The following is a 26,356-nucleotide window of genomic DNA, read 5'->3' on the forward strand; positions in this document are numbered from 1 at the left end:
GGGCCGTCCGCTAGCTCTTCCCTGGCGCGCGCGACTCGGCCTTTTTCTTTTGGGGCGATGCTGCCGTTTCGGCGCTGGACTCCGCCGCGCCCGCGAGCAGCGACATGAAGAAATCCAGCGTGCCCGCCATCGTCTTCGCGGTCGACTGGCGCGAAAGGCTCCATTCCGGAAAGTGTCCGTCCACGGCCATGCGCGCCAGGCCGTAGACCAGCGCGCGCGCGGCGATCTGCGCGTGCGCGGCGTCGGCGGCATTCGTCGTGCTGCCGCTTTGCGCGAATGCCTCGTCGAAGAGCTTGCGCATCTGCGTGCGGATCGTTTCGTTGTCGCTGCGCAGCGTCGGCGAATCGTCGTAGTCGATCAGCGAGCGTTCGCTGATGACGCGAAAGTGCGTCGGGTTCGCGCGCGCCCATTCGATGTAGGCATGGCCGATGGCGCCGAAGCGCGCCAGCGGCGGCGCTTCGGACGCGGCGGCCACGGCTTCCTCCACGTGCGTGCGCAGCCGCTGTGTCGCCTGCTCGGCCACGGCCGTCAGCAGCGCGGTCTTGGTCGCGAAATGACGGAACGGCGCGCCGGGCGACACGCCCGCGCGCTTGGCCGTTTCGCGCACGCTGAGCTTGTCGAGGCCGTCGCGCTCGATCAGCTCGACGGCCGCCTCGATCAGCGCCTCGCGCAGGTTGCCGTGGTGATAGGCGCGGGGTTCGGGAGCGGGCGGAGGGGGGAGCGAGTGGCCATGGGGATGGAGCTTGCTGCATTCAATGTAATCACTGCTTATTTTGAGCTAGACTGCGCCCTGCCGCGATGTATGCATTGATTACATGTGCGGCATCCGAACCATTTCCATCCATCGTTCCGACTGGAGTTCTCATGCGCATCCGTCTTGCTTTTCTGTTCGCCGCGGCCCTTTGGGCAGGCGCGGCATCGGCCCAGGAATCCGCACCGACATTGCAGATCGTCTGGCCGCCCGAAGGGGCTGTCGTGCAACTGGGCAGCGATGCCGAGCGCTCCATCGGCGTGGTCGTGCAGAGCAACTACAGGCTGCTCGCCGCCGGCCAGTGCGGCGGCGACAAGCGCTGTGGCCATATCCACATGAAGATCGATCCCGAAGGCGACAGCTGCAACCTGCCGGGCCGTCCCTACAACAGCATGAACAGCGATTTCGGCGGCGAGCTGATCAAGGCGCGCTTCGGCCCGTGCCCGTCGCCGACGGGTGCGCATGTGATCGGCATCCTGCTGGCCGACGACCACCACAGGCCGATCCTGGTGGACGGCAAGCCTGTGACGCGGCTCGTGAAGGTCACGACCCGCTAGGAGGCGCCAGCGCTCTTATTCGTGCGCGCCGAAGCGGTACTTCAGCTGGAAGGTGACCGCGCCGTACAGCCTGTTCTTGATGGTCGGCACGTAGGCGATGTTGAGGCCCCAGTTCTTGCCCTCGATGGCGGCCACCGGAAGGATGGCCGGGAACCAGTTGCCGTTGCGGTAGTTCGGGTAGCCGTCGAAGCCGCCGACCACGGCGCCGAACTTCACGCCGTAGAACTCGAAGGGCAGCGCGTACAGGCCGACGTAGTTCGATTGCCTGCGGTCGCTGTTGCGGAAGGTGCCTGCCGTGACGCGGAATGTGTCGTTCAGCGGGTACTCGAAGCCCAGTCCCTGGTTGACGTTCTCCAGGCCCTTGCCGCTGTCGAAGTGGGCCGAATAGAAGCCGGGGTTGATCCAGATCTTCTTCGGATCGAAGGACGAGTCCTGCGCCGCTGCGAAGCCGGGAATGAGAAGAGCGATGCTCAGGACCGGCAGCGTGCGCAGGGAGTTCATGGGCTAGGGTGTCCTGAAGATTTGTCGTGCGGCTTCGATGGTGGCGGCGATGTCTTCGTCGCTGTGGGCTGCGCTCACGAAGCCTGCTTCGTAAAGCGCGGGCGCAATATACACGCCGCGATCCAGCAAACCGTGAAACAACGCATTGAATTTCGCGTTGTCGGTTGTCATCACGGTGGCATAGTTTTGCGGCAGGTCCTTCATCAGGAAGAAGCCGAACATGCCGCCTTCGCTGTCGGCGCTGAAGGGCTGGCCTTCAGCCGCGGCAGCGGCCTTGAGTCCGTCGACGAGCGAGCGAGTCTTCTTGCCGAGCGCTTCGTAGAAACCGGGCTTCGCGATTTCCTTCAGCGTGGCCAGACCGCATGCCGTGGCCACCGGGTTGCCCGACAGCGTGCCGGCCTGGTAGACCGGCCCCAGCGGCGCGAGCTGTTCCATGATCGCGCGCGGGCCGCCGAAGGCCGCGAGCGGCATGCCGCCGCCGATGACCTTGCCGAGCACCGTGAGGTCGGGCTTGATGCCCAGCACGCCTTGCGCACCGTGCAGGCCGACGCGAAAGCCGGTCATCACCTCGTCGAAGACCAGCAGTGCGCCGTGCTGCGTGCAGAGTTCGCGGCAGCGCCTGGCAAACTCGGGCGTGGCGCGCACGAAGTTCATGTTGCCGGCGATGGCCTCGATCATCAGGCAGGCGATGTCCTTGCCGTGCAAGGCGAAGGCTTCTTCCAGCTGCTGCAGGTTGTTGTACTCGAGCACGATGGTGTGCTGCACCACCTCGGGCGGCACGCCGGCGGAGGTCGGGTTGCCGAAGGTGGCGAGGCCGGAGCCGGCCTTCACCAGCAGCGCGTCGGCATGGCCGTGATAGCAGCCCTCGAACTTGACGATGCTCTTGCGGCCGGTGGCGCCCCGCGCCAGGCGCAGTGCGCTCATGGCAGCCTCGGTGCCCGAGCTGACCAGCCGCACCATCTCCATCGACGGCACCAGCGCGAGGATGGCCTCGGCCAGCTCGACCTCGCGCTCGGTCGGTGCGCCGTAGGAGAAGCCTTCGAGCACGGCCTTCTGCACGGCCTCGACCACGGCGGGGTGGCCGTGGCCCAGGATCATCGGACCCCAGGAGCCGATGTAGTCGATGTAGCGCTTGTCATTGGCATCCCAGAAATAGGCGCCCTGGGCGCGCTGGACGAAGCGGGGCGTGCCGCCCACGGCCTTGAAGGCGCGCACGGGTGAGTTCACGCCGCCGGGAATCACGGCGCGGGCGCGCTCGAAAAGAATGTCGTTGCGGTCGGTCATCTGATCAGTGTCGGGTGTCGTGTGGGGGCAGGGCGAAATCGGGCTCGGCGTCGGGGTCTTCGCCGTCCTCGTCGTCCTCGGGCTCCGCCCAGAACAGGCGGTCGGGCAGCACGTGGCCCATGCCGGGGCGGAAGCCGGCGTCGAGGCAGCGGTCCATGTAGGCGAGCGCCTCGGTGGTCGCGGCCACCAGGTCGGTGCCGCTGGCCAGCAGGGCGGCCAGCGCGGCCGACAGGGTATCGCCCGCGCCGGCGAAGACGGCCTCGAGCCGCTCGTACTTCTCGCTGGCGAGCACCGACTGCGGCGAGGCCAGCACGTTGTCGATGAACTGCTCGGGCAGCACCAGGCCGGTCACCAGCGTATAGGGCACGCCGAACTCGCCAGCGGCCTTGGCGATGTCGCGCGCACCGGGCGGACGCTCGCCGTTCCAGTCCGGAAGCAGCCAGCGCCACAGGGTGCTGTGGTTTCCAACCAACACTGTCGTCTGGGGCAGGACGAGCTCGCGGAAAGCGTCCAGATAGGGCTCGATCAGGTTCTCGTCCCACCACGACAGGTTGGGCATGTAGGCCACCACGGGCACCTCCGGATAGTCGGCGGCGGTTTCCGCGATGGTGCTCAGCGCCTCGGTGGTGCCGGCGAAGCCGACCTTGATCAACTGGACCTCCACGTCCTCCAGGATGGCGCGCGCCTGCTCGGCGATGGCCTCCTCGTCGAAGGGGAAGTGGTCGAAAATCTCTGCCGTGTCGCGGGCATAGGCGCCCGTGACGACCGGCAGGATGTGTGCGCCTACCGACCCCATGGCCAGGGCATCGGCGCCGAGCCCGCCCGCCCCGCTGGGATCGCTGGCGTTGAACACCAGCACGCAGGGGGGATTCAGGTCGCGTTCGGCCAACTCGCCGTCATCCTGCGAGGGGTCGTTAAGATCGCCCGGTTTACGGGCGTTGTCTGCTGGAAGTAAGTAGATGGTCATACGCCGTGCGGAATCCTCTGGATGGTGGCATAGGCGCGACGTTTACAGTCTGCCAGAGAGATACGCATAGATACACTCGTTGCATTTAATGAACAAGGACTTTAAGCTCCGATGAATACGAAAACTTGGATGTGCCTGATTTGTGGGTGGATCTATGACGAAGCGGTTGGTGTACCGGAAGATGGCATCGCGGCAGGCACGGCCTGGGCCGATGTTCCGATGAACTGGACCTGTCCTGAGTGCGGTGCGCGCAAGGAAGACTTCGAAATGGTTGAAATCTGAAAGCATGGCATAGATAGAGCTACGCGGTCTGCGTCGGTGTTCGGCGCGGCGGGCTTCCAAGTCTCATGAGCAGGAGCGTTTGCAATGGGCCCGAATGGATCTGGTTACAAGGTGCTGGTCATCGACGACAGCAACACCATCCGGCGCAGTGCCGAGATTTTTCTGAAGCAGGGTGGGCACGAGGTTCTTCTCGCGGAAGACGGCTTCGACGCGCTCTCCAAGGTTAACGACCACAAGCCGCACCTGATTTTCTGCGACATCCTGATGCCGCGCCTGGACGGCTACCAGACCTGCGCCATCATCAAGCGCAACGCCCACTTTTCCAACGTACCGGTCGTCATGCTGTCTTCGAAAGACGGTGTATTCGACAAGGCCCGCGGCCGCATGGTCGGATCGCAAGACTACCTGACCAAGCCTTTCACCAAAGACCAGCTGCTGCAGGCCGTGCAGCAGTTTGGCACCGTTCAACAGGAAGTGCAGTAATGCCTATTCGAAAAATCCTCGTCGTCGACGACTCCAAGACGGAACTGGTGTTCCTGACCGACCTCCTCCAGAAGAACGGCTTTGCCGTCAAGACGGCCGAAAACGCCGACGACGCCATGCGCCGCCTCGAGGAAGAGCACCCCGACCTCATCCTCATGGACGTGGTCATGCCCGGCCAGAACGGCTTCCAGCTCACGCGCGCCATCGCCCGCGACCCGAAGTACGCCGCGATCCCGATCATCCTGTGCACCAGCAAGAACCAGGAAACCGACCGCGTCTGGGGCATGCGCCAGGGCGCGCGCGACTACATCGTGAAGCCTGTCAACGCCGCCGACCTGATGTCCAAGATCAGCGCGCTGAACTGAGCGAAAGCCTGCCGAGTCCATGGCGAATCGCGATGCTCTGAGAGCCTTCCAGTCCCGGCTGGCGAGCCGCCTGCAGGCCGCTCGCACGACGGGCGTGGCCGCCACCTGGCTGGCGGTCGAGGCCGGCGAGGGCAAATACCTCTTCCCGCTGGGACACGCCGGCGAAATCTTTCCCTGGACGCCGCCACAGCCCGTGCCCTACACGGAGCCGTGGTTCCTCGGCGTTGCCAACCTGCGCGGCGGCCTCTATGGCGTCGTGCAGCTTTCTGCGTTCGCCACCGGCGGGCCGGCCGCGCTGGCCGCCACCGAGGCGGCGCGCATCCAGTCGCGGCTCGTTGCTTTCAACGAGTTGCTCGAAGTCAACTGCGCATTGCTGGTCGATCGACTGGCGGGGTTGCGGGGCGCGGAGGCCTTCACGGCATCCGAGCCTCCTGGCGCAGAAGCACCTGCCTGGCATGGGCATGTGTTTACCGATGCAGCGGGGGAGCGCTGGCAGGAAGTCAACCTGCAGGCGCTTTCGCAGCAACCCCAGTTTTTGAGCATTGGTGCGTAGTGCCCCCGCACGCCGTACCGGAAACCACCTGAAGGACCGACCGTGAGCTCGATCGCCGACAAGTTCAAGAAATTACTGCCCGTGAGCAACGGGAACGACAAGGCCCGCGTCGATGGCTCCGGTTCGATATCGCTCGACGATGTCGATACCGTCCAGGTTCCGGACGAGAAAACCGTGCGCCTCGCCAAGAAGGGCTCCGCGGCCCCCGACACCAGCTTCGGCGACGTCGACCTGCCCGGCGGCGGCGACGCAGCCAACGAACCCGGCGCCGCGGCTGCCGAGATCGCGCCCGACGCCACCGGCGGCCGCGTGGGCTCCAACCCCGCGAAGCAGCAGCGTATCCTGGCCATCATGCTGGCGATCGTGGTGTTGCTGCTGCTGCTGGTTGCCGGTTCCGCCATTCTTCGCGCCGAACGCCTCGCGCAGCAGGTGGCGGCCACCGGCCAGTCGCTGATGCAGTCGCAGCGTCTCGCCAAGTCGATCTCGCAGGCCCTCGTGGGCAGCGCGTCGGCCTTCGTCGAAGTGAAGGACGCCGCGGACGACCTCACGCGCCGCGTGCAGGGCCTGACCAACGGCGACGACTCCCTGCGCCTGGAGCGCGTGGGCAACCAGTACGACGAGGAGATGAACAAGATCAATCCTCTGGTCACCCGTGCGGACGCCAGCGCCAAGGTCGTGCTGGCCCAGCGCCAGATCCTGACGCAGGTGGGTGCCGCTCTGCGCGACATCAACCAGCAGTCGTCCACGCTGCTCGAGATGACGGAAACCGTCGCCTCGCTGAAGATGCAGCAGAACGCCACGCTGCCCGAGATCTCGGCCGCCGGCCAGCTCGTGATGCTGACGCAGCGCATCGGCAAGTCGACCAACGAGTTCTTCACGGTCGAGGGCGTGAACCCCGACGCCGTGTTCCTGCTGGGCAAGGACCTGAACACATTCCAGGAAACCACCCGCGGCCTGCTCGACGGCAATGCGCAGCAGCGCTTCCCCGGCTCGAAGGACCCGCAGACGCGCCAGCAGCTCGAAGCCATCCTGAAGACCTACGAACAGATGCGCACGCAGGCGTCGGCCATTCTGGGCAACCTGCAGGGCCTGGTGGCCGCGCGCGAAGCGCAGGCATCGATCCTGACCGACAGCGAGCCGCTGCGTAAGTCGCTGGGCGACCTGCAGGAAAAGCTCTCCGCGCGCACCGGCCTGGGCGCCGGCACCATCGTGCTGCTGTTCGTGCTGTCGCTGGCCGCCCTGGCACTCGCCGGCGCCATCGGTTTCGTGCAGGTGCGCGAAGGCCGCGAACGCGCCGCCGTCGCCGAACGCGAGCGTCTGGCCGCCGAACAGGCTTCCGACGAAGCCAGCCGCGTGAACAACGCCAACCAGGCCGCCATTCTCCGGCTGATGAACGAACTGCAGACAGTGGCCGAAGGCGACCTGACGCAGGAAGCGACCGTGACCGAGGACATCACCGGCGCCATCGCCGACTCGGTGAACTACACGGTGGAAGAACTGCGGCTGCTGGTGGGCAACGTGCAGAACACGGCAACCCGCGTGGCGCAGACCACGTCGCAGGTGGAAAGCACCTCGACCGAGCTGCTGGCCGCCTCGACCGAACAGCTGCGCGAAATTCGCGAAACCGGCCAGTCGGTGCTGACCATGGCCGAGCGAATCAACGGCGTGTCTACCCAGGCGCAAGAGTCCGCCACGGTGGCGCGCCAGTCGCTGCAGGCCGCATCCTCGGGTCTGCAGGCCGTGCAGAACGCCATCGGCGGTATGAACTCCATCCGCGACCAGATCCAGGAAACCTCCAAGCGGATCAAGCGCCTGGGTGAATCCTCGCAGGAGATCGGTGAAATCACCGAGCTGATCTCGGACATTACCGAACAGACGAACGTGCTGGCCCTGAACGCCGCCATCCAGGCCGCATCGGCTGGTGAAGCCGGACGAGGCTTCTCGGTGGTGGCGGAAGAAGTTCAGCGACTGGCCGAACGCTCCGCGGACGCCACGCGCCAGATCTCGGCGCTGGTGAAGGCGATTCAGACCGACACGCAGGACGCGGTGGGCGCCATGGAGCGTTCCACGCAGGGTGTGGTCGAAGGGGCCAAGCTGTCCGACAACGCGGGTACCGCGCTGTCCGAGATCGACCGCGTGTCGCGCCGACTCGCCGACCTGATCGAGCAGATTTCGCAATCCGCCTCCCGCGAAGCCGATTCGGCCAACGTGGTGGCCGCGAACATCCAGCACATTTTTGCCGTGACGGAACAGACCGGAGAAGGTACGCGTACCACCGCCCAGCAGGTGCGCGAACTGTCGCAGATGGCCGAGGAACTGCGTCGTTCCGTGGCCCGTTTCAAGATTGCGTGATGACGCTCTCCCCCAGCCTTCGCGCACTTCGTGTCGCTGCGGCAACCCCCTTCCGGGGGCAACACCTGCGGCCCGGCAAAGCCGGTTCCGCGGTGTTCCTTGAAGTGGCCGTGACGGCCTTGCGTATTCGGGGCGCTCTGCGCCCATTGGAAAACTGACAGTCAAAGAACGGCGAGCACCCAACGTGTCGATTCAAACCCCTGCCACGGCCCCTCACGCCGGCAACACGCCGGTCACCGAAGACCTCGGGCCGCTGGCCTGGGTGCTGGGAGAAATCCAGAAATCCCTTGACGGTGTAGGCAAGTCGTTGCGGCGCTTCGTGCGCGAAGTGGATGCCGCCGCGGCCGAGCCCGAGGCCGGTCCGCTGCAGATGGCCCGCCAGCAGCTGCACCAGGCCGTCGGCGCGCTCCAGATGGTGGGGCATTCCTCGCCCGCGCTGGTGCTCGGCGCCATCGAGTTCGCGGTGCAGGGCTTCATCGCCGAGCCGCAGCGCTGCACCGAAGCCGCGGTGCTCAAGATCGAGCGTGCGGGCTTCGCCGTCACCGACTTCCTGGGCGCGCTGCTGGCCGGCAAGCCGGTGTCGTCGGTCGCGCTGTTCCCGCAGTACCGCGACGTCCTGGAACTGGTCGGCAACGAGCGCGTGCACCCGGCCGACCTGTGGAGCACCGCCTGGCGCTGGGTCGAGATCAAGCCTGCGGTCACGCAGGCGGCCGTTGCCTACGACCCGGCAGTGCGCTCGCGGCTCGACCGCGAAGTGCTGCAGCTCGTCAAGAGCGGCGACACCCAGGCCGCGCGCCGGCTGCATGCGCTGTGCCTGGGGCTCGGTCGCGGTGCGCTGCTGCCCCGCGTCGCCAGCTTCTGGACCCTGGCCGCCGGCTTCTTCGAGGCCCTGGCCGCGGGGCTGATCCAGCCCGACGCCTACGTCAAGCGCGCCGCCTCGCGCGTGCTGCTGCAATACGCCACGCTCGCGCGCGGCGACAGCCTCGTGTCCGACCGCCTCGGCCAGGACCTGCTCTTCTTCTGCGCGCAGGCCGTGCCCGCCGCCGGCGACGATGCCGCCACGCTGCGCACCGTGCGCACCGCATGGGGCATCACGGGCGAGCTGCGTGTCGACTACAACGTCGAGCAGTTCGGCCGCTTCGATCCGCTGGTGCTGCAGCAGGCGCGCAAGCGCATCGAGACCGCCAAGGAAATGTGGTCGGCGCTCTCGGGGGGTGACATCACCCGCACCCGCCAGGTGGCCGACACCTTCGCGCAGCTCGGCGAATCGCTGCAGAAGCTGCATCCGCCGAGCCTGCCGATGGTGCAGGCCCTGACCCACGCGGTCGAGGCCTCCGTGCGTTCCGGCCAGGCGCCGGGCACCGAGCTCGCGATGGAAGTCGCCACCTCGGTGCTCTACCTGGAAGCCGCGCTCGAAGACCTGGACCCGAGCGATCCGCAGCTCACCTCCCGCACGCTGCAGCTGGCGGGCCGCATAGAGCGCGTGCGCGCCGGCGGCCATTCCGAGCCGCTCGAGCCGTGGATGGAGGACCTCTACCGCCGCGTGAGCGACCGCCAGACCATGGGCACCGTGGTCGACGAGCTGCGCAGCCACCTGAGCGAACTCGAGAAGTCGCTCGACCAGTATTTCCGCCGCCCGGCCGAAAAAGGCCTGCTGCGCACCGTGCCGACGCAGCTCATGCAGATGCGCGGCGTGTTCTCCGTGCTCGGCCTCGACCAGGCCGCGCTCACCGTCCAGCGCATGCGCGAGGACGTCGAGGCGATGCTCGTCAGCACTTCGCCGGCCGAGGAAATGGCCGGCTTCGATGCGCTGGGCAACAACCTCGGCGCTCTGGGCTTCCTGATCGACATGCTGGGCTACCAGCCCGCGCTGGCCAAGCGCCTGTTCGTGTTCGACGCCGACGCGGGCGAACTCAAGCCGCTGATGGGCCGCCAGGCCGCCGATGCCACCGAAGGCGGCGGCACCGCCACGGCCCAGGCTCCCGCCGCGGAAGCCGTGCTCAGCATCGAGGAAGTCGACGCCCAGATCGCATCGAAGCTCGCGGCGCTCGCCGCGCCCAAGGCCAAGGCGTCGCCGATCGAGGAATTTAGCAAGAAGGCCGACAGCTGGACCCACAAGATCTCCGGCCCGGCCGATCTGCCCGACACCGAAGTCACCGAGCTCGAAGAAGACGACCTGCAGAACATCTTCCTCGAAGAGGCCCGCGAGGTCGTGCAGAACGGCCTGGCCGCCATCGAGGAACTCGCCAGCTACCCGGACGACACCGAAGAGCTCACCATCCTGCGGCGCGCCTTCCACACGCTCAAGGGCAGCTCGCGCATGGTCGGACTCACCGAGTTCGGCGATGCCGCGTGGTCGCTCGAACAGGTGCTCAACACCTGGCTGGCCGACCAGCGCCCCGCCACGCCGGCATTGCTGGAAGGCACTGAACGCACGATGAAGGACTTCGGCCAGTGGGTCGAAGCCATCGCCTCGGGTTCCGCACAGGGCTGGCAGTCCGCTCCGTTCAGCCGCGTGGCCAACGCGCTGCTGGCCGGCGAGCCCGTGCCCCCGCCGGTGCGCGTGGCCGATGCGCAGGCCCTGGCGGTCGCTGCGCGCCACATCGCCGCCGAAGCGCCGATGTCGGCACCCGCGCCGCTGGAAGTTCCCGCGCCCGTGGCGCCGGCCCCAGTGGCTGCGGAGCTGCCGCCCCTGCGTTTGCCCGATCTGCCGGACCTGTCCCTGACGACGGAGGCTCCCGCGCCTGTGCAGCCGCCCGCAGCACCGGCCGCCGCCCCCGAGATCCCGCCGCTGCAGCCCCTGGACTGGCAGGTGCCGGAGCCCGTGAAGGCTGGCGCGCCCGAGACCGACGACGATTTCGCGTCGACCGACTTCATCGACTTCGAGGCGAAGCCGCAGGCCGAGGAACCCGCGCCGCTGGTTCTGCCCAGCGGCGAGATGTTCGACTTCCTCGCGCCGCCCGCCAAGACGCCGGCGACCGTCGAACTGAAGCAGGAGCCCGCCGAACCGGCCGCTCCTGCACCGGAACCCATCACCGCCACTGTGCCCACCACCGCCGGCCTGCCCGACCTGCAATGGGAGCCCGAGCCGCTGCCCGTGCAGGCCGCCGCTCCTGCCATCGAGCCGGAGCCTGTCCCCGAAGTGGTCGAGGCGGTCGAAGCGGTCGAAGCGGTTGAAGTGTTCGAGGCGCCGCTGCCCGCGGAAGAGCCGGCCGCGGTGCCCGAGCCGCAACTGGCGGTCGAGCCCGAGCCTGAACCTGAGCCAGCCCCCGTGGCAGCGGCCGATGACGTGCTCGTGCCCATTTTCGAGGCACCGGCCGTTCCCGCCGAAGCGCAGATCCTCGTCGCCGACGAGCCGGCCCCCGCTGTGGAGCCCCTGACGACCGTCGAACCGGCCGAAGTCGCCGCGCCCGCCGTCGCGCAGGAAAGCGCCGAAGACCAGGTGAAGGTCATCGGCCCGCTGCGCATCGGCATCCAGCTCTACAACGTCTACCTCAACGAGGCCGACGAGTGGTCCCGCCAGCTCGCCACCGACGTCGGCGAATGGGCGCTCGAATCGCACGAGCGCCTGCCTGATTCGACCATCGCGCTGGCCCATTCGCTGGCCGGCAGCTCGGCTACCGTCGGCTTCCACAGCCTGTCTGGCATGGCCCGCCTGTTCGAGGCCGCGCTGCAGCACCTGCAGATGCAGGGCAGCGGCACGCGCGAGCAGGGCATGGTGCTGGTGGCCGCGGCCGACGAGCTTCGCCGCCTGCTGCACCAGTTCGCGGTCGGCCTGCTGCGCGATCCGGCCGAAGGCACGCTGCAGGCGCTGCGCGACATCGCCAACTCGCCGATGCCCACCGAAATCGCGATGCGCGCCGAAGCCCGGCCGCTGCCGCAAGTGGTGGTCAGCGAGCCCGTCGCCGACGTGGCGCTGGACGATTCCGAGGACGCCATCGACCTGGCCGACGCGGTCGACGTCGACCTGTTCCCGATCTTCGAGGAAGAGGCGGCCGAACTGCTGCCCCAGCTCGGCGAGGCGCTGCGCCAGTGGGCGCACCACCCCGACGACAGCGCGCCGCGCGCCTCGGTGCTGCGCACGCTGCACACGCTCAAGGGCAGTGCCCGGCTGGCCGGCGCCATGCGCCTAGGCGAGCGCGCGCACCGCATGGAGTCCGAGATCGAAGTCCTGGGCTCGCAGGGCGCCGAGCGGGCCAACATCGAAAAGCTGCTGACGCGCCTCGATGCGCTGCAGGCCACCTTCGACGCGCTGCGCGCGGCCGACGACGCCACGCAGGTCGAACTGGCCCAGATCGTGGCCGCGGCCACGTCGGCCGCGCCCGTCACCGTTGCTTCCCAGGCACCCGAAGCCGGCGTGCCGGCGAACGACGAGACCGCCGCGCCCGTGGCGAGCCTGGAAGACCAGCCCGCCGCCGAGGCTGCCGCAGCCGCTCCCGACACGGCAGCGGACGCCCCCGCCCCGCTGCAGCCGCGCCCCGCGCCCGCGCTGCTCACGCCCCTGCGTGCCGCGACCGGCCAGGCCGTTCGCATCCGCACCCAGCTGCTCGACCGCCTGGTCGCGCAGACCGGCGAGGTCATCATCACGCGTTCGCGCCTGGAGGCCGAACTGGGCCAGCTGCGCGGCTCGCTGTCCGACCTCACGGGCAACCTGGACCGCCTGCGCCAGCAGCTGCGCGACATCGAAGTGCAGGCCGAAAGCCAGATGCAGTCGCGCCTCGCGCAGGCCAAGGACTCGCAGCAGAGCTTCGACCCGCTGGAGTTCGACCGCTTCACCCGTGTGCAGGAGCTCACGCGCATGATGGCCGAGTCGGTGAACGACGTGGCCACCGTGCAGCGCACCCTGCAGAAGACGGTGCAGGCGACGGAAGACGACCTCAGCGTGCAGGCGCGCCAGACGCGCGAACTGCAGCGCGGCCTGCTGCGCACGCGAATGGTGGAGTTCGAAGGCATCTCCGACCGCCTCTACCGCGTGGTGCGCCAGGCCTCGAAGGACACCGGCAAGCAGGTGCGCCTGGACATCGTCGGCGGCTCCATCGAAATGGACCGCGGCGTTCTGGACCGCATGACGCCCGCCTTCGAACACCTGCTGCGCAACTGCGTGGCCCACGGCATCGAGGACGCGGCGGCGCGCGAGAAGGCCGGCAAGGACGCCAGCGGCCTGATCGTCATCGACCTGCACCATGAAGGCAACGACGTCTCGGTGAGCTTCCGCGACGACGGCGCCGGCCTGGACAACAAGCGCATCGCCGACCGTGCCCGCGCCCTCGGCCTGCTCGGCGCGGACCAGGAGCTGACGGCCGAAGAAGCGACCGAGCTGATCTTCAAGCCCGGCTTCTCGACGGCGGGGCAGGTTTCCGAACTCGCAGGCCGCGGCATCGGCATGGACGTGGTGCGCGCGCAGATCGCGGCGCTCGGTGGCCGCATCGAGACGCACAGCACGCCGGGACAGGGCACCACCTTCAAACTGGTGCTGCCGCTGACCACCGCCGTGACGCACGTTGTGATGCTGCGCGCGGGCGAGGTGTCCATCGGCGTTCCGTCGAACCTGGTGGAACTGGTGCAGCGCGTGGGCTCGACCGACCTCGAGGCCGCCTACCTGAACAACAGCCATCCCTTCGGCAGCGAGCACGTGCCGTTCTACTGGACCGGCGCGCTGCTGCAGGCCTCCACCCGCAGCGGGCAAGGGCTGGCCAAGAACAACACCATCGTCGTCGTGCGAAGCGCGGCGCAGCGCGTGGCCCTGCACGTGGACGAAGTGCTGGGCAACCAGGAAGTCGTGGTGAAGAACCTCGGCCCGCAGCTCGCGCGGCTGCCCGGGCTAGCCGGCATCTCGGTGCTGGCCTCGGGCGCGGTGGCGCTGATCTACAACCCGGTGGCGCTGGCCGCGGTGCACGGCGAACAGGCGCGCGAACGCCAGGCCGCCGCGCTGGCCGCGCCGACGCAGGCTTCGGCGACCACGGCTGCGGCCGAACACGGCGCGCCGCAGGAGCCGTTGCCGGTGCTGGCACCGGTGGCGCCGCAGATCCCGCTGGTGCTGGTGGTGGACGACTCCATCACCGTGCGCCGCGTCACGCAGCGTCTGCTGCAGCGCGAAGGCTATCGCGTGTCGCTCGCGGCCGACGGCCTGCAGGCGCTGGAACGCCTGCAGCAGGAGCGCCCGGCGGTGGTGCTATCGGACATCGAGATGCCGCGCATGGACGGCTTCGACCTGGCCCGCAACATCCGCGCCGACGCGGCCCTGGCCGAGCTGCCGATCATCATGATCACCTCGCGCATCGCCGAGAAGCACCGCGACTATGCGCGCACGCTGGGCGTGAACCACTACCTCGGCAAGCCGTACTCGGAAGAGGAACTGCTGCGCCTGGTGCGTGCGTACACGAGCGAGCCGGCGCTGGTGGCCGCTGCCGCCTGAGGCGCGTCCGTCTGTTCGTTCATGAAGAAGGGGCCTCGCGGCCCCTTTTTTATTTCTGCAGCGCCTTTGCCCGCGCCACCCCGTAGCGCTGCAGCGTCTTCTCGCGCGCCTCCGCATGGTCGACCACCGGCTTGGGGTAGGTCTCCCCGAGCTTGATGCCGGCGGCTTCGAGCTCCACCGGCGAGGCTAGCCACGGCGCGTGGATCGTGGTGTTCGACAGCCCCGCGAGCTGCGGCAGGTAGCGGCGGATGAACTTGCCCTCGGGGTCGAAACGCTCGCTCTGGGTCACCGGGTTGAAGATGCGGAAGTAGGGCTGGGCGTCGCAGCCGCTGGAGCTGGCCCACTGCCAGCCGCCGTTGTTCGAGGCCAGCTCGAAGTCGTTCAGGTGCAGCGCGAAGTAGGCCTCGCCGCGCCGCCAGTCCAGCCCCAGGTCCTTGCACAGGAAGCTAGCCGCCACCATGCGCAGGCGGTTGTGCATGTAGCCGCTCTGGTTGATCTGCAGCATGGCCGCGTCCACCAGCGGGTAGCCGGTGCGGCCGTTGCACCAGGCGTCGAAGAGCTGGTCGGCGTGCTTGCCGTGGTGCCACTGGATCTTGTCGTACTCGGGCCGGAAGCTCTTCGACTCGCCGCCTTTGTGCACGTGCGGGAAGTGCGCCAGGATCTGGAAATAGAACTCCCGCCAGATCAGCTCGCTCAGCCAGGTCGCCGCCCCCGTGTTGCCCTGCAGCGAGAGCTGGTGCGACAGGCTGGCCATCTGCCGGATCGACACCGTGCCGAAGCGCAAATGCACGCCCATGTAGCTGGGCCCGCGCACGGCGGGGAAGTTGCGGGCTTCGTCGTAGCGGTCGATGCGCTCGAAGAAATCCTCGAAGAGCTGGCCGGCGCCGCGGGTGCCGGTGGGAATCCCGAGCGCCGAGAGGTTGCTCTTCTCGAAGCCGATCTCGCGCAGCGCCGGCACCGGCTCGCCATAGGCCTGCGGCGAGGGCGCGAGCGCGTCGGCGTGGCTGCGCACCGGGTACGACTTGAGGAAGAAGGAATCCAGCTTCGCCAGCCAGGCCCGCTTGTAGGGCGTGAACACCGTGTAGGGCTGGCCGGTCTTGGTCATGACCTCGTCGCGGTCGAAGACGGTCGAGTCCTTGTAGGTGTGGAAGGTCACGCCGGCATTGGCCAGCGCGCCGAAGACCTTGGCGTCGCGCTCCAGAGCGTCGGGCTCGTCGTCGCGGTTGGCGAAGACCGCCTGAACCTCCAGCTCGCGGGCCAGCGCCGGGATCTCCTGCGCCGCCACCGCGTGCCGCACGATCAGCCCGCCGCCCAGCGCGCGCAACTCGGCCTCCAGTTCCACCAGCGATTCGCGGATGAATTCGACCCGGCGGTCGACCGTGGGCAGGGCGTCCAGGATCGCCTTGTCGAACACGAAGACGCACAGCACCTGCCTGCAGGCCCGCAGCGCCCTGTAGAGAGCGGCGTTGTCGTCCACGCGAAGGTCGCGGCGGAACCACATGAGCCCTTTGGGATAGGTCTTGTCGACGGCCAGTAAAATCGGAGGCATATGGCCGCCGATTCTGCCCCGATGAACCTCACGCATCACTTTTTGATAGCGATGCCCGGGATGGAAGACAAAACTTTCAACCGCAGCGTCGTGTACCTCTGCGAACACAGCGAGCGCGGCGCGCTCGGCCTGGTGATCAACAAGCCCAGCGACATCAACCTCAAGGTGCTGTTCGAGAAGATCGAGCTGCACCTGGCCCGCCCCGAGCTGGGCGAAGCCCCCGTCTTCCAGGGCGGCCCGGTGCAGACCGAGCGCGGCTTCGTGCTGCACGAGCCGGTCTTCGCCCAGGCCGAGAAGCCCGAGGAATCCGTCTACGCCTCGACCATGACCATCCCCGGCGGGCTCGAGATGACCACCTCCAAGGACGTGCTGGAGGCCCTGGCCACCGGCGCGGGCCCGCGCAAGGTGCTGGTTTCCCTGGGCTATGCGGCCTGGGGGAAGGCCAGCTCGAATCCGAGCTGGCCGAGAACAGCTGGCTCACCGTGGGTGCCGACCCGGCCGTGATCTTCGACACCCCCATCGAGCAGCGCTACGACAAAGCGCTGATGCTGCTGGGCCTGGAGGCCTGGAAGCTGTCCCCCGACGCCGGACACGCCTGATGAACTTGGCTCACCCCCAGGCTGCGCGCACTTCGTGTCGCTTCGCCAACCCCCTTCCGGGGGCGGGCCGGCCGCTTCGGGCGGCCGTGCGCGGCGGCCCCCTGTTCCTGTGAGTGGACCGGCGATGTCTGGCAGTGCTCAGCCCTCAGCACCTGCAGTTGTTCCCGCCCATTTCCAGAGCTTCCTGGCCTTCGACTTCGGCCTGAAGCGCACGGGCGTGGCCAGCGGCAACCGGCTGCTGCGCACCGCCACGCCACAGCCCACCATCAAGGCCGAGGGCGACGCGCGCTTCGCGCAGGTCGAGGCGCGCATCAAGGAATGGCAGCCCGACGCGCTGGTGATCGGCGTGCCCTGGCATCCCGACGGCGCCGCGCACGAGAACACCCGCCGCGCGCAGAAGTTCGCGCGCCAGCTGCGCGGCCGTTTCAATCTCCAGGTGTTCGAGGTCGACGAGCGCTACAGCACCACTGAGGCGCTTGCCTCCGGTGCCCGCGATGCCGATGCCGCTTCCGCCTGCATCATCCTGGAGCAATTTCTGAGGAGCATCCCTTGAGTTCAATCCCCGACGCCGAAGCGCTCTACACCAAGCTGCTGGCTGGCGTGAAGCCGCTGATGCGCCCTGAAACGAAGCTGGTGGGCATCACCTCCGGCGGCGCCTGGCTGGTCGAGCGGCTGCAGAAGGACCTGGGCCTGCCCGGCGCGCCCGGCATCATTTCGTCGGCCATGCACCGCGACGACTTCTCGCGCCGTGGCCTCTCGGCCAGTGCGCAGACCGCGCTGCCCTTCGACGCCAACGGCGCCGACGTGCTGCTGCTCGACGACGTGCTCTACACCGGCCGCACCATCCGCGCGGTGCTCAACGAGCTGTTCGACTTCGGCCGCCCGGCCAGCGTGCGCCTCGCGGTGCTGGTGGATCGCGGCGGGCGCGAACTGCCGGTGGCGGCCGACTTCGCCGCGACGACGCTCACGCTGCCGAATTCCCAGTTGCTGGCCCTGGCCCGCGCAGCGGACGGCTCATTCAGCCTGAAGGTGGAGGAAAGCAAGTAAATGCTCTACAAGCGAAACCCTCAGCTCAACAAGAACGGCGAGCTGATCCACCTGCTGTCCATCGAGGGCCTGCCCAAGGACATCGTCACGCACATCCTCGACACGGCAGCCAACTTCACGAGCGTGAGCGACCGCGAGGTGAAGAAGGTGCCGCTCTTGCGCGGCAAGAGCGTGTTCAACCTGTTCTTCGAGAACAGCACCCGCACGCGCACCACCTTCGAGATCGCGGCCAAGCGCCTGAGCGCCGACGTCATCAACCTCGACATCGCGCGCTCCTCGGCCACCAAGGGCGAGTCGCTGCTGGACACCATCGCCAACCTGAGCGCCATGGCCGCCGACCTGTTCGTGGTGCGCCACAGCGAGTCGGGTGCGCCCTACCTGATCGCGCAGCACGTTGCGCCGCATGTGCACGTGGTGAACGCCGGCGACGGCCGCCATGCGCACCCGACGCAGGGGCTGCTCGACATGTACACGATCCGCCACTACAAGAAAGACTTCTCGAACCTCACGGTCGCCATCGTCGGCGACGTGCTGCATTCGCGGGTGGCGCGCTCCGACATCCACGCGCTCACCACGCTGGGCTGCGCCGAGGTGCGCGTGGTCGGCCCCAAGACCCTGGTGCCCGCCGACATGGCCGGCATGGGCGTGCGCGTGTACCACACGCTCGAGGAAGGCATCAAGGACTGCGACGTGGTCATCATGCTGCGCCTGCAGAACGAGCGCATGAGCGGCGCGCTGCTGCCTTCGTCGCAGGAGTTCTTCAAGACCTTCGGCCTCACGCAGGAAAAGCTGCAGCTGGCCAAGCCCGACGCCATCGTGATGCACCCGGGGCCCATCAACCGGGGCGTGGAGATCGACTCGGCCGTGGTCGACGGCAAGCAGAGCGTGATTCTTCCGCAGGTCACTTTCGGCATCGCGGTCCGCATGGCCGTCATGAGCATCGTCGCAGGTAACGAAGCATAGAAATGTTGCTCGCCCCCAGTCTTCGCGCACTTCGTGTCGCTTCGCCAACCCCCTACCGGGGGCAACACCAGTGGCCCGGCGAAGCCGGTTCCACGGTGTTTCCCGAAAAGGCCATGACTGTCACCGGAAGTACAGACGCATGAACATCCATATCACCAACGGCCGCGTCGTCGATCCCGCATCGCGCACCGACAAGAAGGCCGACATCGCCATCGCCGACGGAAAGATCGCCGGCATCGGCAGCAGCATTCCCGCCGGCTTCAGGGCCGAACGCACCATCGACGCCACGGGCTGCATCGTCACGCCGGGCCTCGTCGACCTGGCCGCGCGGCTGCGCGAGCCCGGCTATGAGCACGAAGGCATGCTCGAAAGCGAAATGGCCGCGGCCATCGCCGGCGGCGTGACCAGCCTCGTGTGCCCGCCCGACACCGACCCGGTGCTCGACGAGCCCGGCCTGGTCGAGATGCTCAAGTTCCGCGCCGAGAAGCTGCAGGGCGCGCGCCTGTTCCCGCTGGGCGCGCTCACGCGCGGCCTGGCCGGCGGCGTGCTGACCGAGATGGCCGAGCTCACCGAGGCCGGCTGCATTGGCTTCGGCCAGGCCGACGTGCCGCTGGCCGACACGCAGGTGCTGCAGCGCGCGCTCTCGTACGCCAGCACCTTCGGCTACACCGTGTGGCTGCGCCCGCAGGACCGCGACCTCGGCAAGGGCGTCGCCGCCAGCGGCCCGCTGGCCACGCGGCTCGGTCTCGCGGGCGTGCCGGTGTCGGCCGAGACCATCGCCATCTTCACCATCGTCGAGCTGATGAAGGCCACCGGCGCGCGCGTGCACCTGTGCCGCGTCTCCAGCGCGCGCGGCGTGGAGCTGGTGCGCCAGGCCAAGGCGCAGGGGCTGCCGATCACCTGCGACGTCAGCATCAACTCGCTGCACCTGGCCGACACCGACATCGGCTACTTCGACAGCCGTGCCCGCCTGAACCCGCCGCTGCGCCAGCAGGGCGACCGCGACGCGCTCTCCGCCGCGCTGGCCGATGGCACCATCGACGCGCTGGTGTCCGATCACACACCGGTCGAGGCCGACGCCAAGACGCTCCCCTTCGCCGAGAGCGAGGCGGGCGCCACCGGCCTCGAACTGCTGCTGCCGCTCGCGCTGCAATGGGGCGAGCGCAGCGGCGCGGGCCTCGCGCGCGCCATCGAGGTCGTCACCTCCGCGCCCGCGCGCCTGCTGAGCGCGGCCGACGCGGGCACCGGCATCGGCCGCCTGCAGGAGGGCGGCGTGGCCGACCTGTGCATCGCCGATCCCGCGCTCGAATGGCAGGTGCTGCCCGACGCGCTCAAGAGCCAGGGCAAGCACACGCCCTTCGCCAGCTATCCGCTGCAGGGCCGCGCGCGCCATACCCTGGTGGCCGGTCGCGTGGTGCACGGCTAGAAATGAAGCTCACCCCCAGTCTTCGCGCACTTCGTGTCGCTACGCCAACCCCCTTGCAGGGGCAACACCAGCGGCCCGGCAGAGCCGGTTCCGCGGTGTTTCGCGACCATGCATTGAAGCAACTGAGAGGTCGCCCGTCTGATGTTGCATTCGCTGAAAGCCTGCTGGCGCCTGACGCGCGCGGTGGCGCACGCGGCCTCGGGCTGGTGGACGATCCGCTTCACCTTCCCGAATCTCACGCAGGCCGAGCGCAACGCGCGCGTGCAGGCATGGTCGCGTCGCATGCTGGAGCTCATGGGCATCAAGCTCGTGGTGCAGGGCACGCCGCCGCCCACGGGACCGGTGCTGCTGATCTGCAACCACCTCTCGTGGCTGGACATCACCACCATCCATGCCGCGCGGCATGTGCGCTTCGTGTCGAAGTCCGACGTGAAGAGCTGGCCGCTGATCGGCACGCTGTCCAACGGCTCGGGCACGCTCTACATCGAGCGCGAACGCCGCCGCGACGCGCTGCGCGTGGTGCACCACATGACCGAGGCGCTGCGCAACGGCGACCTGATCGGCGTGTTTCCCGAGGGCACGACCAGCGACGGCCGGGGCCTGCTGCCCTTTCACGCGAACCTGCTGCAGGCGTCGATCTCCTCGGGCGCTCCAGTGCTGCCCGCCGCGCTGCGCTTCGCCGACGCCGCCACCGGCGAGACCAGCCAGGCGCCGCGCTACATCGACGACGACAACCTTGTCGTCTCGCTGTGGAACACGCTGCGCGCGCCGCCGCTCTTGGCCATCGTGCGCTTCGGCGAGCCGCAGGACCCGCACGGGCGCGACCGTCGCGAATGGGCGCATTCGCTGCACGAAGACGTGCAGCAGCTGCGCCGCGAGACGCACTGACGGAAGAAGCCGGCCGGCCTTCGAGCGAGGGTTCGCCGCGCGGTGTCGTCGGCCATAACATCGGCCCTCGTCAACCGGAGCAGCACGCATGGGGCGCACCCGCATCTTCTTCCTGGGCATCGTCATGGCCACTGCAGCCTTCGCCGCGTCCGCGCAGACGCGCAAGCCGCTTCCGCCCGGCGTGGTGGGCGTGATGCGCATCGACGCCGGCACCGACTACGTATTCCTCGACCGGCCCACCACCGTCGGCGGCGCCTGCAAGGGATGGAAAGCGGTGTCGATACAGGCACCGGGACCGGCGGGCTCCGGCATCACCAACCTCATGTGCTGGAAGGAATCGAACGGTCAGCTGCTGACGGCGACCGAGCAGAAGATGACGCCGCAGGTCGCGCCGATGAGCCTGATCCGCTGAGGACCGCCTGGGAGCAGCGCTTTGCGCCGCCGCAGCGGACACGCATGCCCAAAAAAAGCGCCCTCGAAGGAGCGCTTAACGACGCACGGATGCGTCGTGAGGAGGAACCGGGATCCACGGAACCTCCACATTGACTCTGCACACTGCCCGCCCATGCGGGACATTGCAAGGCAAGCGCGTGAGCGCCTGCCTACAGCGGCATCCCGGAGCCGGCAGCGGGCGAGCGGGTGGTCCGCTCAGCCCAGCAGGCCGTGCAGGATGTTGGTGACCGGGCTCACCACGTGACCCACCGTCTGCTCGACCTGGCTGGTGATCGGCGCCACGACTTCGCCCACGCCCGCGGCGACGGCACTGGCCGCGCCTTCGACCACATGGGCCACCGTCTCGACCACAGGCGCCACCGTGCCGGCGGTACCGGCCAGGATGTCGGTTGCCGGAGCAGCGGCACTGGAGGCCGCATGCGCCGCCGGAGCTGCCGCTTCGCTCGTCGCCGACTGCAGCACGTTGGCCACCGGGCCGTCGTCGCCGCTGAGCGAGCCGAGCAGCCGGCCCACAAGGCCGTCCGCGCCCAGCACGCTGCCGACCAGCCCCTCGTCGCCGAGCAGGTTGTTCACGATGCCGTCCTCTCCGAGCACGCCGCCCAGCAGGCCGCCGGTGCTGCCGCCGCCGGTCACGCCGCCGAGCAGGCCACCGACGAGACCGTCTTCGCCAAGCAGGCCGCCGACCAGGCCGCCGGCGTCGCCGTTGGTCACGCTGCCGAGCAAGCTGCCGACGAGGCCGTCCTCGCCGAGAAGACCGCCGACCAGGCCGCCGGCATCGCCGTGGGTGACGCTGCCGAGCAAGCCGCCGACGAGGCCGTCCTCGCCAAGAAGACCATCGACCAGGCCACCGGCGCCGCCGTTGGTGACGCCGCCGAGCAGGCCCCCTACAAGGCCGTCCTCGCCGAGCACGCCGCCGAGAAGACCACCATCGCCACCGAGTACGCTACCCAGCAGGCCATCGTCGCCAAGGACGCCGCCGAGCAGGCCACCGTCGCCGCCGAGTACGCCGCCCAGCAGGCCATCGTCGCCAAGGACGCCGCCGAGCAGGCCACCGTCGCCGCCGAGTACGCCGCCCAGCAGGCCATCGTCACCCAGGACGCCGCCAAGCAATCCGCCGTCGCCGCCGAGCAAGCCACCCAGCAGACCGTCGCCACCGAGGACGCCGCCAAGCAGGCCTCCATCGCCGCCGAGCAGGCCGCCCAACGGGCCGTCGGCACCGAGGAGGCCGTCGTCGCCAAGAACACCGCCCAGCAGGCCGTCTCCACCGAGGAGGCCGCCGATCAGGCCGTTGTCGCCCAGCACGCCGCTGAGCAGCCCGTCTTCGCCGCCGAGCAAGCCGCCCACGGGCGTTGCGCCCAGCAGCCCGCCGACCACGCCGTCGGGTCCGAGCAGGCTGTCGACCAGGCCGTCGTTGCCGAGCAGGCCACCGGTCAGGCCATCGCTGCCGAGCAGGCCGGCAAGCGAACCATCACCGCCGAGTACGCCTCCGAGCAGGCCGTCGTCACCGCCCAGCAGGCCACCCAGAAGACCGTCGTCACCCAGCACACCGCCGAGCAGGCCACCATCGCCACCGAGCACGCCGCCCAGCAGGCCGCCGTCTCCCAGGACACCGCCAAGCAAGCCACCATCGCCACCGAGCACGCCGCCCAGCAGGCCGCCGTCTCCCAGCACGCCGCCGAGCAAGCCGCCATCGCCACCGAGCAGACCACCCAGAAGGCCGTCGTCACCCAGCACACCGCCGAGCAAGCCGCCATCGCCCAGCAACTGCCCGACCAGCCCGTGCTCGCCGAGCACGCCGCCCACCAGGCTGCCGTCGCCCAGCAGGCCTTCGAGCACCTGGCCGACCACGCCGTCGTCGCCGACGAGCTGGTCGACGAGGCCGTCGATGCCCAGGCCGGTGGTCACGCCGCCGAGCAGGCCGTCGCTGCCGAGCACGTTGCCGAGGATGTTGTGGAGCGCGTCGGTCAGGTAGTCGACCTGGCCGTTCAGCGAGCCGATAAGCGCGTCAGTCAGGCCGGCGCCCAGCAGTCCGTCGACCACGGGGGTGAGCACGCCGCCGAGGTCGGCGGTGATGTCGTCGACGGTGTTGTCCAGCGGGTCGAACGCGTTCGGATCGTTGGCCCTGAACTCGTTGCCCGCGATGGGCGAGAGCACTTTGTCCACCAGGTCCGTGAGACCGTCGGCCGTGGGCATCAGCGACGAGAGTGTGGGCGCGGAACTCGCGACTGCGGCGCTGCGCGCGGCGGCGGCCGAACCGCCGCCTCCGCCCAGGCCGAGCAGGTTGTCGAGCGCACCGACCAGATGGCCGGCGGCGCCGTCGCCCGGATCGAGCAGGTGATCTGCGTCCGCATCGGCGTCGGAGTCGGCATCCGAGTCCGCATCGGAATCGGCGTCGGAATCCGAGTCGGCATCCGAATCCGCGTCGGCGTCGGAATCGGCGTCCGCATCCGAGTCACCGTCTGCATCCGCGTCGGCATCTGCGTCCGCGTCTGCATCCGCATCGCTTTCGCCGATCCCCGGAACGAAGAAGGGAACCGCGCTGTCGCTGCCCCCGCCACCGCCCAGTGCCGCCGCGAGCCCGGCGGCGCCCAGTGCGCCCAGCGCGAATTCGCCCAGCCCGATGCCGCTGCCGGCGGCGGTCTTCTTGCTCACCGCGAGCGCAGCCGCTTCGGCGTCGCTGTCGGGCGAGGTCACTTCCAGGTCGCCGGAGGCCACGTCGACGTTCACCTGCTCCAGGCCGCTCGCGAGCTTGGTCGAGCTGATGGTGGCGTCGGTGCCGCCGGTGAACACACCGGCCAGCGGCGCCTTGTTGGTGGCCGAGCCGGGGAACAGGACATTGGCGTGGCCGTCCTGAGGAACGATCACGCGGTCGCCGGCCATCAGCGTCTGGCTGCCGGATACGGGAATCGCCACGCCGTCGCGCATGACGACCGTGCCGGGCGTGGCGTTGGACAGCGACCCGACGCCGGCCGGTGCAATGGTTGGCGCCGCTGCGGCGGCGGTGGTTCCGCCCATGGGCGCGATCGGCCGGACCGTCGATTGCGCGAGGATCACTGGCGTGGCGGCACTGCTGTCGGCGCCTCCGGCGATCGAAGAAATCGTTGTATTGGCATCCGTCATTGCAGCCTCCTCGGTGGTGGGACTGACTGAGGGGGCAACTTGTGTGCCGCTTTTTTTTGCAGGTGCTGGCACTGCGGATGAGCGCGCACAAGCTGTTGATTTAATTGAAGATTTTTGCCGAGCGGGTACTTCGGTCGAGGGCTCCCGGCAAGCGTGCTTTGGCGCTTGTTACGTAGCGTTGCTACACCTCGTGCCCGTAACGGACACGGAGCTGGACGCAGGCCTCCAGCGAGCAGTTCTGATATGGGCCGATGGAGGTCCCATCATCGACAGGGAACGGATCGGCTTCAGGTGGGCTGGTTCCGGGGCGAGCAGACGGTGCATCGCCGGCAAGCAGTGGCCCCGGGGTCATCGAGGCCAGTGGCGACACTCTTCTTGTCGCGGCGATGAGAGCTGTCGTGATCGACCGGTTCGGATATCTGGAGTTGCATCCGGTCAGGCTCGGGCGGGAGGGTTCCTATGGAGAGGCATTCCTAGAACAGGTGGATCGTGTCTTGCTTATGCGCAAGCAGTGTGATCCATATCGCCTAGAAGAAGTCCAGCGGGCCACGCAGCAAGAGACTCAGCTGGCCATGTTGGTGAATGAGTACGACATGGATCGATTGAGTGACCGATTGCATAGCCGAGGGGATTGAGCGTGAGTCTGAGTGCCTCTTCAAGGATCTGATCCTTGAAGAGGCACTCATTCGGTCAGCCAAATTGTTTTTGGGGAAGCAGAGTCGCGTCTTGCGTGGCAGATGAGCGCATCGGCCCCGCCCAAAAAATGAAGCACCGGACCCGCCTTTCAACGGGGCGTTCGAGGGTTTGACGCTGACCCAGTGGAAGTACGGATAGCGCAGACAGGGAATCAGCCAGGACCGTCGCTCGCAGCCGCGAGCAGCGGCACCAAGACGTCGCTGATGGGGGTTGGAATGTTGTGAGCCTGACCGCGACGTGAGACGACGCCGTTGCGAATGTCCCATTCGAGTGGACGGCCGGCTTCGCGATCCGTGAGGATGGATGTGCCCATGTCGGCGGGAGACGCCTGGAACTTGTCGAGGATCGCCTGCGGCACCTCGTCGCCAAGCTCGGCGCCCTCGGCGCGGGCCACCGCCAGACATTCCTGCAGATAGCCTAGGGTGAGCCTGGAGATGTCGGACCGGCCGAACATGCCCGAGCGACGATGCGTAAGCGCCATGAGGCCGGCCACCGCGTTCTGCAGCAGCTTGCGCCAGGCCAGGCATTTGAAATCTGCCGCCAGTTCGACGAAACAGCGGGTGCCTTGCATCGCCTCGGCGATCACGCGGGAAGCCGGCGCGTCCGGCAGGCTGAGGCGAGCGTCGCCACGCAAGCGCACCGAGCCATCGGGCTGCGCCTGCGCGGGAAACCACACGATGGCGGGCACGATCCGCCCACGCGGGCAATGTGGCGCGACCCTCTCCAACTGCTCGACGCCGTTTTGCAGAACGCACACGACGGTTTCCGGACCGGTCAGTGCGGCAAGCCATGCTGCGGCTGCCTCGATCTGCGTCGCCTTGACAGCCAGAAAGACGAGGTCGACCGGACGAGCGATCTGGATGGGATTCGTCCGGACCGGACCAGGAATGGTGATGAGGCGATCGCCATCGCGCAGCGCCAGATGACCGCGGGACGTGCGGCCGCACAGCAACGGCGTGCGGCCGACCTCGTGCAGCACCGCCGCGATCGTGGTGCCGATGGCACCTGGCCCCACGACTGCTACTGATGGACTGCTTTCTGGATTCATGCAACGGGACTCCTGCGGCTTGGTTGCAGAGCACCTGCTTGCGTGGCGGTTGTCTGC

20 protein-coding genes and 1 pseudogene are annotated in these 26,356 nt (G+C 68.3%); 14 read left to right on the forward strand and 7 right to left on the reverse strand.

Annotated features, from left to right (window positions below):
• Positions 1 to 10: 10 nt before the first annotated feature.
• Positions 11 to 607, reverse strand: coding sequence for a TetR/AcrR family transcriptional regulator (locus tag AC1VNX_RS05925; protein ID WP_483155880.1), 597 nt, complete (start codon positions 605 to 607; stop codon positions 11 to 13).
• 257 nt (positions 608 to 864) lie between these two features.
• Here AC1VNX_RS05925 and AC1VNX_RS05930 point away from each other — a divergent pair, with 257 nt between their 5' ends.
• A complete protein-coding gene (locus AC1VNX_RS05930) occupies positions 865 to 1,308 on the forward strand; it encodes a hypothetical protein (RefSeq protein ID WP_483155881.1) in 444 nt (147 codons plus the stop codon).
• 15 nt (positions 1,309 to 1,323) lie between these two features.
• On the opposite strand, the gene AC1VNX_RS05935 is transcribed toward AC1VNX_RS05930, so the two are convergent.
• The 3 genes from AC1VNX_RS05935 to thiD are packed head-to-tail and all read right to left on the reverse strand — an operon-like array spanning position 1,324 to position 4,060.
• Positions 1,324 to 1,809 carry a hypothetical protein gene (locus AC1VNX_RS05935; RefSeq protein ID WP_483155882.1) on the reverse strand — a complete coding sequence of 162 codons (486 nt, stop codon included), beginning with the start codon at positions 1,807 to 1,809 and terminating at the stop codon, positions 1,324 to 1,326.
• A 3-nt stretch (positions 1,810 to 1,812) separates the two neighbouring features.
• Entirely contained in the window at positions 1,813 to 3,093 is a 1,281-nt protein-coding gene (gene hemL, locus AC1VNX_RS05940; RefSeq protein WP_483155883.1) for a glutamate-1-semialdehyde 2,1-aminomutase, read from the reverse strand.
• A gap of 4 nt (positions 3,094 to 3,097) precedes the next feature.
• The gene (thiD, locus tag AC1VNX_RS05945; RefSeq protein WP_483155884.1) at positions 3,098 to 4,060 is read right to left on the reverse strand and encodes a bifunctional hydroxymethylpyrimidine kinase/phosphomethylpyrimidine kinase; all 963 of its coding nucleotides are present in this window, start codon (positions 4,058 to 4,060) and stop codon (positions 3,098 to 3,100) included.
• 111 nt (positions 4,061 to 4,171) lie between these two features.
• Here thiD and AC1VNX_RS05950 point away from each other — a divergent pair, with 111 nt between their 5' ends.
• The 6 genes from AC1VNX_RS05950 to AC1VNX_RS05975 all read left to right on the forward strand — a co-directional run bounded on the left by AC1VNX_RS05950 (position 4,172) and on the right by AC1VNX_RS05975 (position 14,510).
• The gene (locus AC1VNX_RS05950; RefSeq protein WP_007838397.1) at positions 4,172 to 4,342 is read left to right on the forward strand and encodes a rubredoxin; all 171 of its coding nucleotides are present in this window, start codon (positions 4,172 to 4,174) and stop codon (positions 4,340 to 4,342) included.
• Positions 4,343 to 4,426: 84 nt separating this feature from the next.
• Positions 4,427 to 4,825, forward strand: a complete 399-nt coding sequence (locus AC1VNX_RS05955) for a response regulator (protein ID WP_093205631.1) — start codon at positions 4,427 to 4,429, stop codon at positions 4,823 to 4,825.
• Positions 4,825 to 5,190 (forward strand): response regulator transcription factor, encoded by a 366-nt coding sequence (locus AC1VNX_RS05960; protein ID WP_081271090.1) that lies wholly within the window; start codon positions 4,825 to 4,827, stop codon positions 5,188 to 5,190. The genes AC1VNX_RS05955 and AC1VNX_RS05960 overlap by 1 nt, the downstream gene beginning before the upstream one ends.
• A gap of 19 nt (positions 5,191 to 5,209) precedes the next feature.
• Positions 5,210 to 5,743, forward strand: a complete 534-nt coding sequence (locus AC1VNX_RS05965) for a chemotaxis protein CheW (RefSeq protein ID WP_483155885.1) — start codon at positions 5,210 to 5,212, stop codon at positions 5,741 to 5,743.
• A gap of 42 nt (positions 5,744 to 5,785) precedes the next feature.
• On the forward strand, positions 5,786 to 8,095 hold the full coding sequence (locus AC1VNX_RS05970) for a methyl-accepting chemotaxis protein (RefSeq protein WP_483155886.1): 2,310 nt from the start codon (positions 5,786 to 5,788) through the stop codon (positions 8,093 to 8,095).
• Between the two features lie 184 nt (positions 8,096 to 8,279).
• Entirely contained in the window at positions 8,280 to 14,510 is a 6,231-nt protein-coding gene (locus tag AC1VNX_RS05975) for a hybrid sensor histidine kinase/response regulator (protein WP_483155887.1), read from the forward strand.
• Positions 14,511 to 14,559: 49 nt separating this feature from the next.
• Here the strand turns inward: AC1VNX_RS05975 and AC1VNX_RS05980 are convergent, their stop codons facing one another.
• Positions 14,560 to 16,059 (reverse strand): cryptochrome/photolyase family protein, encoded by a 1,500-nt coding sequence (locus AC1VNX_RS05980; RefSeq protein ID WP_483155888.1) that lies wholly within the window; start codon positions 16,057 to 16,059, stop codon positions 14,560 to 14,562.
• 60 nt (positions 16,060 to 16,119) lie between these two features.
• Here AC1VNX_RS05980 and AC1VNX_RS05985 point away from each other — a divergent pair.
• From AC1VNX_RS05985 to AC1VNX_RS06015, 7 genes and pseudogenes are all read left to right on the forward strand, one after another.
• Positions 16,120 to 16,556, forward strand: a pseudogene (locus AC1VNX_RS05985) (YqgE/AlgH family protein); the annotation flags it as partial.
• Between the two features lie 226 nt (positions 16,557 to 16,782).
• A complete protein-coding gene (gene ruvX, locus AC1VNX_RS05990) occupies positions 16,783 to 17,211 on the forward strand; it encodes a Holliday junction resolvase RuvX (protein ID WP_483155889.1) in 429 nt (142 codons plus the stop codon).
• Complete coding sequence (gene pyrR, locus AC1VNX_RS05995; protein WP_483155890.1) at positions 17,208 to 17,705, forward strand: bifunctional pyr operon transcriptional regulator/uracil phosphoribosyltransferase PyrR; 498 nt, start codon at positions 17,208 to 17,210, stop codon at positions 17,703 to 17,705. Before ruvX ends, pyrR begins: the two co-directional genes overlap by 4 nt.
• Complete coding sequence (locus tag AC1VNX_RS06000) at positions 17,706 to 18,668, forward strand: aspartate carbamoyltransferase catalytic subunit (RefSeq protein WP_483155891.1); 963 nt, start codon at positions 17,706 to 17,708, stop codon at positions 18,666 to 18,668.
• A 139-nt stretch (positions 18,669 to 18,807) separates the two neighbouring features.
• Complete coding sequence (locus AC1VNX_RS06005; protein ID WP_483155892.1) at positions 18,808 to 20,094, forward strand: dihydroorotase; 1,287 nt, start codon at positions 18,808 to 18,810, stop codon at positions 20,092 to 20,094.
• 141 nt (positions 20,095 to 20,235) lie between these two features.
• On the forward strand, positions 20,236 to 20,982 hold the full coding sequence (locus AC1VNX_RS06010; protein ID WP_483155893.1) for a lysophospholipid acyltransferase family protein: 747 nt from the start codon (positions 20,236 to 20,238) through the stop codon (positions 20,980 to 20,982).
• 88 nt (positions 20,983 to 21,070) lie between these two features.
• Complete coding sequence (locus AC1VNX_RS06015) at positions 21,071 to 21,394, forward strand: hypothetical protein (protein WP_483155894.1); 324 nt, start codon at positions 21,071 to 21,073, stop codon at positions 21,392 to 21,394.
• A 236-nt stretch (positions 21,395 to 21,630) separates the two neighbouring features.
• On the opposite strand, the gene AC1VNX_RS06020 is transcribed toward AC1VNX_RS06015, so the two are convergent.
• A complete protein-coding gene (locus AC1VNX_RS06020; RefSeq protein WP_483155895.1) occupies positions 21,631 to 24,555 on the reverse strand; it encodes a hypothetical protein in 2,925 nt (974 codons plus the stop codon).
• Positions 24,556 to 25,402: 847 nt separating this feature from the next.
• The gene (locus tag AC1VNX_RS06025) at positions 25,403 to 26,299 is read right to left on the reverse strand and encodes an oxidoreductase (RefSeq protein ID WP_483155896.1); all 897 of its coding nucleotides are present in this window, start codon (positions 26,297 to 26,299) and stop codon (positions 25,403 to 25,405) included.
• Positions 26,300 to 26,356: the final 57 nt, after the last annotated feature.

It is taken from the genome of Variovorax sp. TLI9-5A (genome assembly GCF_056867935.1).

Bases quoted from the DNA above. Each gene is read 5' to 3' on its own strand.
- AC1VNX_RS05930 (WP_483155881.1), top strand. From the start codon at position 865: ATGCGCATCCGTCTTGCTTTTCTGTTCGCCGCGGCCCTTTGGGCAGGC.
- AC1VNX_RS05935 (WP_483155882.1), bottom strand. From the start codon at position 1,809: ATGAACTCCCTGCGCACGCTGCCGGTCCTGAGCATCGCTCTTCTCATT.
- hemL (WP_483155883.1), bottom strand. From the start codon at position 3,093: ATGACCGACCGCAACGACATTCTTTTCGAGCGCGCCCGCGCCGTGATT.
- thiD (WP_483155884.1), bottom strand. From the start codon at position 4,060: ATGACCATCTACTTACTTCCAGCAGACAACGCCCGTAAACCGGGCGAT.
- AC1VNX_RS05950 (WP_007838397.1), top strand. From the start codon at position 4,172: ATGAATACGAAAACTTGGATGTGCCTGATTTGTGGGTGGATCTATGAC.
- AC1VNX_RS05955 (WP_093205631.1), top strand. From the start codon at position 4,427: ATGGGCCCGAATGGATCTGGTTACAAGGTGCTGGTCATCGACGACAGC.
- AC1VNX_RS05960 (WP_081271090.1), top strand. From the start codon at position 4,825: ATGCCTATTCGAAAAATCCTCGTCGTCGACGACTCCAAGACGGAACTG.
- AC1VNX_RS05965 (WP_483155885.1), top strand. From the start codon at position 5,210: ATGGCGAATCGCGATGCTCTGAGAGCCTTCCAGTCCCGGCTGGCGAGC.
- AC1VNX_RS05980 (WP_483155888.1), bottom strand. From the start codon at position 16,059: ATGCCTCCGATTTTACTGGCCGTCGACAAGACCTATCCCAAAGGGCTC.
- ruvX (WP_483155889.1), top strand. From the start codon at position 16,783: ATGTCTGGCAGTGCTCAGCCCTCAGCACCTGCAGTTGTTCCCGCCCAT.
- AC1VNX_RS06000 (WP_483155891.1), top strand. From the start codon at position 17,706: ATGCTCTACAAGCGAAACCCTCAGCTCAACAAGAACGGCGAGCTGATC.
- AC1VNX_RS06005 (WP_483155892.1), top strand. From the start codon at position 18,808: ATGAACATCCATATCACCAACGGCCGCGTCGTCGATCCCGCATCGCGC.
- AC1VNX_RS06010 (WP_483155893.1), top strand. From the start codon at position 20,236: ATGTTGCATTCGCTGAAAGCCTGCTGGCGCCTGACGCGCGCGGTGGCG.
- AC1VNX_RS06015 (WP_483155894.1), top strand. From the start codon at position 21,071: ATGGGGCGCACCCGCATCTTCTTCCTGGGCATCGTCATGGCCACTGCA.
- AC1VNX_RS06020 (WP_483155895.1), bottom strand. From the start codon at position 24,555: ATGACGGATGCCAATACAACGATTTCTTCGATCGCCGGAGGCGCCGAC.
- AC1VNX_RS06025 (WP_483155896.1), bottom strand. From the start codon at position 26,299: ATGAATCCAGAAAGCAGTCCATCAGTAGCAGTCGTGGGGCCAGGTGCC.